Origin of the sequence: Longimicrobium sp., from assembly GCF_036554565.1 — a bacterium.
Classification (GTDB): Bacteria; Gemmatimonadota; Gemmatimonadetes; order Longimicrobiales; family Longimicrobiaceae; genus Longimicrobium.
Genome location: NZ_DATBNB010000534.1, coordinates 1 through 5,302, shown reverse-complemented (window position 1 = coordinate 5,302; position 5,302 = coordinate 1). Strand labels below are relative to the sequence as shown.

The window sequence follows — 5,302 nt, the reverse complement described above, 5'->3', positions numbered from 1 at the left end:
CCCACGCGGTCCGCCAGCAGCTCCACCTCGCTCATGTGGTGGGTGCTGAAGAGCACCGCCCGTCCCCGCTGCCGTGCCTCGGCGATGAAGTCGTAGATGGCGGCGCCGCTCAGCACGTCCAACCCCAGCGTGGGCTCGTCGAGCACCAGCGCGGGGGGGTCGTGGACGGTGGCGCGGGCGATGTTCACCCGCTGACGCTGCCCGGTGGAAAGGCGGCCGCAGAGCTTGTCCTCGAAGGGCGCGATGCCGAACCGCTGCACCACGTCGTCCACCCGCGCCTCCAGCTGCGCCTCGTCCACGCCCTGCAGCCGGGCGAAGTAGCGCAGCAGCTCGCGCGAAGTCAGCCGGGCGTACAGCCCCATGGAGGCGGCAAGGAAGCCCAGCCGGCGGCGCACCTCCAGCGGCTGCTCGCGGGCGTCGAACCCCGCGATGCGGGCCGTTCCCGAGGTGGGCGCCAGCAGCGTGGCCAGGCAGCGCAGGGCCGTGGTCTTCCCCGCGCCGTTGGCCCCCAGCAGCGCGTACACCTCGCCCGGGCGCACGGCGAGCGACAGCCCGCGCACGGCGACGAACCCGCCGTAGGCCTTGGTGAGATCGAGGAATTCGATCAAGGACGAGGAGCGACGAGGGTGGGGGAAGCCGCGACATCGGGAAAGTCCCCGCGTCAAGGCAAGATACGGGCGCGCGCGGCGCGCGGCGAGCGAAACCCGCCCCATGAGCAGAGGGGGAAGAGCCGGCAGCCGGCCCTCCCCCCTCATTCTCCAACGTCGTGGCTTCCGCCGCGGCGATTACTGCCGCAGGGCCTTGATCTCCGCCGGCAGCTCGAACACCGATGCGTCGATGGGATCGGTGCTCATCGACTTGACGACCATCTCCATCTGCTGCCCCCCCGCCGACATGGAGGTGCGCGTGGGCATCTTCAGCCCGCCGAACTCGCGGTAGTCGTGGAAGGTGATGGTGCTCTCCGTCTGCCCCGCCTCGGTCGAGGTCTTCACCACGGCACCGACCAGCAGCCCGTCGTCGTCGGCGAAGCAGTTGAGCACCTCGTCGCCGCCCTCCGTCACCATCCGCACGTTGACGCACTTCTCGCCATTCATCTCGCCGCGGCCCACGGTTTCCATGCTGCGGAACAGGTGCGAGAAGCGCAGGTTGGCCTCGAAGTCGAACTGGCGCAGGACGTCGGCCAGCTCCTTGCCCCCGAGGATCTTGGCACCCTGCACGGGGTTCAGGGACCACGCCACCTGGCCGTCGTAGCCCTGGCGCATGCTGCCGATGCCGGGGAACTCGATGTTCATCAAGGCCTTGTTCGGGCGGGCCTGCAACATCTCGCCCGTCATGGTCACGCCGGCGGCGGGCATCGACATCTCGATCTGCACGCGGCGGAACTGCTGCGCCGTGATGGCCTGCTCGCCGCCGATGGCCGCCACGTAGCGGGCCACGACCTGCTCGGCGGTGGGAAGGGTCTGCGCCTGGGCGGGCGCCGCGGCCACGGTGAGGGCGGCGCCGGCCAAAGCCAGCGCGCGAAGGGGCGAAGTGCGGAAGCTCATGCGAATCTCTCTCGGTTGGTCTTGCTGCGGCCGGGACTCCCGCGGCCGCCCGGGTGCGGCGGACCAGCGTCCGCCACAGGGAAAAGCCGCCGTTCAGCGGCGTGAGTTCTGTTCCACGATCCAGGCGACGGCGGCGTCCAGCGCCGGGTCCCGCCCGGCCAGCAGCGCCTCGCGCGTCACCGGCGCCGGCGCGTCGGGCACCACGCCGGGGCCCTCCCACCGTACGCCGCCCGGCCCGATCATGTCGGCGACGGCGTGAAGGAGCACGTCGCCGTTGGGCAGCCGCGGCATAAGCGAGGGAAGCGCCTGCCCCGACGAGGTGGCGCCGAACACCCGCGCCCGCCCCAGCGCCTGCAGCCCGCCGGCGAAAATTTCGGAGGTGCTGGCCGTCATCTCGTCCGTGAGGATGGCGACGGGGCCCGCGAAGGGCTGCACCCGCTGCCCGGCCGCGTTCACCCGGCGCGGGTTGATGACGAACTCCACCCGGTCGCGGCGGGTGATCATGGTGCCCAGCGTGTCGCGCCGGTCCACGAAGTGCCCCGCCCATCCCGGCGCCATGCCGCCGAGGCCGCCGGGGTTGCCGCGCAGGTCGATCACGATGCCGTCCGCGCCGCGCAGCTCGTCCACGGCCCGGTCCAGCGCCGGGATGGCCGCGGGAAGCCAGATGTTGAAGCCGATCACCCCGATGGTGCGCCCGGAGGCGTGAAGGGTGTCCTGCTCCACCCGCACTTCCATGGGCGGCAGGTTGCCGAAGCGCGCCATCTGGCCCCGCAGCTGGCGCAGCACCAGCGCGCGCTCCACCGTCCTACCTTCCCCATCGGTCAGCTTCACCTGCACGGTGTCTCCCGCGGTGCCGCGCAGCGCGGCGCCCACGCCCCCGGCCGCCATGTACGCCACGCGCCGGGCGTTCACCGTGCCGGTCAGCTTCTGCACCGCGTCGGCCACGCGCGCGGCCGTCATGGCGCCCGCCGCCTCCACCACCCATCCCGGGCGAATCCCCGCCGCGTCGGCGGCGCCCCCGGGGACCACGCGGGTCACCAGCACGCGGCCGTCCACGTAGCGCACCTGCATCCCCGCGTCGCCCGGGTCGCCCTCGCGGGTGCTCCCGGCCGCGCGCAGCGACTCGCCGGCCTCGCCCGGAATCACGTTGAAGTGCGACTGGCCCAGCTCATTGAGCATGGCGGTGATCACCCGCCGCAGCTCGGGGTTGGTGGTGGCCTGCTGCGCACGGGGGCGCAGCGAGTCGCGCACGGCGGGCCAGTTCACCCCGTAGAAGGTGGTGTCCCAGAAGGTCCGGTTCACCGACGACCAGGCGCTGTCGAAGGTGGCCAGGGCCACCGCGGGATCCAGCCGCTCGGGAGTGGGCGACGGCGCGTCCGCGGGGGGCGCCGCCGTGGCGCAGGCGGAAAGGGCGGCGCCCAGTGCAAGGAATCCGATGGATTTCATGGGTCTTTACGCTTCCGCCGCGATGGCGCGCACCACGTCGTCGATGAGTGCCTTCATTCTCGCGGACGGCTGGCCCGATTCGTTGGCCATGATGGAGAAAAGGATTTCGCGGCCGTCCGGCATGGCCAGGTAGCCGCTGAGCGTGTCCATCCCGCCGATGTACCCCGTCTTGGCGGCCACGCGCCCGGGCAGGTCCGTCAGCCGTGCGCGTAGCGACCCAGTGCTCGCGGCCGACACCGGCATGGCCTGGCGGACGATGGCCTGGCGGGGAGTACGCCGCACGTAGTCCAAAAGATTCACCAGGGCGTGCGGGGTGACGCGGTTGAGGGCGGAAAGGCCCGAGCCGTCGCGCAGCACGAACTCGGCGCTGTCGATTCCCGCCACGTCCACGAGGAACGCGCGCTCCACGGCCAGCCCCGCCGCCCAGCTCCCCTCGCCGCGGACCTGCTTGCCGAGCGTTTTCACCAGCGCCTCGGCGAACCAGTTCTGGCTGTTCAGCAGCACGGGGCCGATCGCCTTGTCCAGCGGGGGAGACCGCCACTCCGCCAGCACCGGGGCGCTGCGGGAGAGGGAGAGCGCGGAATCCGACACCACCCGCACCTCCGCCCGGCCGAAGGCGATGCCGCGCCGCTCCAGCGCCTCGCGGAAGGTGACGCCGGTCCAGCGCGCGGGGTCCTCGACCGCGAACGACTCGACGTCCGCCCCGGCACCCAGGGGCAGTACCCCGAAGGCGCGGATGCGATTCGTTCCCGGCACGCGGTCGAAGTCCAGCGTCGCGCCCGTTCCCGCAGCGACCATGCGCGAATCGTTGTCCAGCCGGTAGAACTCCGACGCGGGCTCGCCGGTGATGCGCGCCGGCTGTCCGATCGCGGTGCCCGGGAGGATGCGGAAATCGATGGAGTTGTCGTTGAATCCCAGCGCGCCCACAGGGGCGGCGTACCACCATTTGCGGTCTTCCGGGTCCCAGTCGGCCACATGGCGCTCGGTGTCCCAGAAGCTCTCGTCGGCTGTCACCCCGCCGGTCACGCGGCGGATGCCGCGGGCGCGGAGCGAGTCGGCCAGCATCTCCCAGACCGCGGTCTGGCTGGGAAAGTAGCGGGCGGAGATCATGGGGTCGCCTCGCCCGTACAGCACCAGGTCGCCGTGCAGCACCCCGTCCCTCACCTCGCCGCCTGCGTAGAGGGTGGTGCGAAAGCGGAACCCGGGATCCAGGTGATGCGCCGCGGCGACCGCAGCCACCAGCTTGAGGTTGGAAGCGGGCACCATCGGCCGCCCGGCGTCCCTCGCGTACAGCACGCGGCCGCTGGCGGCGTCGCGCACCTCGATCCCCCAGCGGGCCTGGCGCGCCTGCGGGCGGGCCAGCACCGCGTCGATGCGCTCCGCCAGCCGCGCCGACGCCGCCTCGGGCGTGGCGCCGGGGCGCGAAGCGGTTACATTCTGCGCGTGCCCCGGCGGCAGCGGGGCCACGGCCGCGGCGAGCGCCAGCAGCAGCGCGCCCAGGCGGCGGGGGAGCGTCGTTTTCAGTGCGGTCACGTCCAAAGAAAACCGTCGGGGTGGGGAGCCGGATGAGCGAGATCCTGTACGCGGACGACGAAGAAGCGCTGCGCCAGCTGGTGTCGGACTTCCTGCGCCACGCCGGCCACGAGGTGCGGCTGGCCGAGAACGGCACCCAGGCCCTGGCCGAGGTGCGCCGCCAGCCCCCGGACATGGTGATCCTGGACTACCGCATGGGGCGCCCGGACGGCCTGGAGGTGTGCCGCGACATCAAGGCCGACCCGCGAGTCAGCCACCTGCCGGTGCTCATCCTCACGGCGCAGTCCAGCATCGAGGACCGGCTGGGCGGGTTCGAGGCCGGGGCCGACGACTACCTGGCCAAGCCCTTCGACCCCCGCGAGCTGCTCGCCCGGGTGTCGGCGCTCACCCGGCAGGTGCAGCGCGTGCTGGACCGCAATCCCACGACGGGGCTGGCGGGCGGGCAGGCCATCGAGCGCGAGATCCAGCGCCGCCGCCAATCCGGCGACACCTTCGCCGTCTGCTACTTCGACCTGGACGACTTCAAGCCCTTCGCCGACCGCTTCGGCTTCGCCGTGGCCGACGAGGCCATCCGCGAGGCCGGGCGCGCCGTGGCGACCACCGTGGAGGGGCGCGACGCCTTCGTGGGCCACGTGGGCGGCGATGACTTCGTGGCCGTCTGCCGGCCCGAGGACGCCAAGGAAATCGTGCTGACCGCCCGCGCCCGCTTCTCGCAGGGTCTTCCGCGCCACCTGCCCGACGACGCCGTGCGCGCGGGGGTCTACGTGGCGCGCGACCGG

At 72.4% G+C, this 5,302-nt stretch carries 5 protein-coding genes; 1 reads left to right on the top strand and 4 read right to left on the bottom strand.

All coding sequences use genetic code 11. The annotated features are described in order from the left end of the window. From VIB55_RS14675 to dacB, 4 genes are all read right to left on the bottom strand, one after another. Window positions 1-608, bottom strand: a 608-nt coding sequence (locus VIB55_RS14675) for an ABC transporter ATP-binding protein (protein WP_331877404.1), incomplete at its 3' end; no start/stop codon positions are given. Between the two features lie 177 nt (window positions 609-785). Continuing rightward, window positions 786-1,544, bottom strand: a complete 759-nt coding sequence (locus tag VIB55_RS14670) for a hypothetical protein (RefSeq protein ID WP_331877403.1) — start codon at window positions 1,542-1,544, stop codon at window positions 786-788. A 93-nt stretch (window positions 1,545-1,637) separates the two neighbouring features. Further along, window positions 1,638-2,990, bottom strand: a complete 1,353-nt coding sequence (locus VIB55_RS14665; protein ID WP_331877402.1) for a S41 family peptidase — start codon at window positions 2,988-2,990, stop codon at window positions 1,638-1,640. Between the two features lie 6 nt (window positions 2,991-2,996). After that, entirely contained in the window at window positions 2,997-4,523 is a 1,527-nt protein-coding gene (gene dacB / locus VIB55_RS14660) for a D-alanyl-D-alanine carboxypeptidase/D-alanyl-D-alanine endopeptidase (RefSeq protein ID WP_331877401.1), read from the bottom strand. 32 nt (window positions 4,524-4,555) lie between these two features. Between dacB and VIB55_RS14655 the strand changes: the two genes are divergently transcribed. After that, the coding region (locus VIB55_RS14655) for a response regulator (protein WP_331877400.1) at window positions 4,556-5,302 on the top strand (747 nt) is incomplete at its 3' end.